The following is a 1,310-nucleotide window of genomic DNA, read 5'->3' on the forward strand; positions in this document are numbered from 1 at the left end:
TGAATCGCCCCGTGTTTGCCAGAGACTCAATAACTTGAGAAACTGGAACTATGAAAAAATCAAATCGCTATACATCAGAATTTCGTGAACGTGCAATTAGGCTTGTTACTACACAACAACATGAATACCCCTCTCTTTGGGCTGCGCTAGTATCGATTTCAGATAAACTGGGGTGTACTCCAGAAACACTTAGATCATGGGTTAAGAAGTCTCAAGCTCAACCGTCTAAACCATCTTCTAACACTCAATCAGCTGAGGAGCGACTTGCTACTTTAGAGCGTGAAAATAAAGAATTAAAGCGAACGAATGATATTTTGAGGCAAGCTGCCGCTTTTTTCGCCCAAGCGGAGCTCGACCGCAAATAGAAATAAGCGTGACGTTTATAGATGCGTGTCGTGAGCATTACAGTGTCGAGTCAATTTGCAAGGAATTGCCCATTGCATCTTCAACGTATTACGCCCACAAACAGCGACAGAGGCAGCCTGAACGACTATCTAACCGCAAAAAGCGTGATGCTGAGTTGATGATACTCATTCGCCAAGTGTGGGAAGATAACATGTCTGTTTATGGAGCAAGGAAAATATGGAAACAACTGCAACTTGACGGCCACCCAGTTGCCCGTTGCACCGTTGAGCGACTAATGCGAAATATGGGTATCCAAGGTGCTCGTCGCGGTAAAGCATGTAAAACAACGATACCAGATGAGCAACAAGAGAAGCCAGAGGATTTGGTTAATCGTCAATTTACAGCAGAGCAGCCTAATCAACTGTGGGTAGCTGATATCACCTATGTCTCTACGTGGAGCGGATTTGTTTACGTGGCCTTCGTGATAGACGTATTCTCACGGTACATCGTAGGCTGGCGTGTATCAACGACGATGCATACAGATCTCATTCTTGATGCGTTGGAGCAAGCCATTTGGCATCGTGGCGATCCAAAAGGACTGATCCACCACAGCGATAGAGGGAGTCAATATTTATCCATAAGGTACACTGAACGACTTGCTGAAGCAGGGATTCAAGCATCTGTAGGCAGTGTCGGTGACTCTTACGATAACGCAATGGCTGAAACGATAAATGGTTTATTTAAAACAGAAATTATTCGCAGGAATGGCCCGTGGAAAAATGTTGATGCTGTTGAATATGCAACCTTAGAATGGGTAAGTTGGTTTAACAATCAACGGTTATACTCTTCAATTGGGTATGTTTCACCAGCTCAATATGAAGCAAACTACTATGACAATTTAAACGAGTCAGGTAAAGTGGCTTGACTTAAACAAACTGGTCTCCGATGAACTCGGGGCGATTCAC

At 44.0% G+C, this 1,310-nt stretch carries 1 protein-coding gene and 1 other annotated feature; the gene reads left to right on the forward strand.

Annotated features, from left to right (window positions below):
- Window positions 1-50: 50 nt before the first annotated feature.
- Window positions 51-1,270 (forward strand): IS3 family transposase gene (locus HH219_RS21600; RefSeq protein ID WP_249118590.1). Its coding sequence is split into 2 segments (ribosomal slippage): window positions 51-339 and window positions 339-1,270, totalling 1,221 coding nucleotides; the frame shifts between segments, so codons are not numbered across the junction.
- Window positions 329-445: a sequence feature (AL1L pseudoknot), on the forward strand. It overlaps the preceding gene by 117 nt.
- Window positions 1,271-1,310 lie beyond the last annotated feature (40 nt).

The sequence above is a fragment of the Pseudoalteromonas sp. NEC-BIFX-2020_015 genome, assembly GCF_012952265.1.
GTDB classification, from domain to species: domain Bacteria; phylum Pseudomonadota; class Gammaproteobacteria; order Enterobacterales; family Alteromonadaceae; genus Pseudoalteromonas; species Pseudoalteromonas neustonica.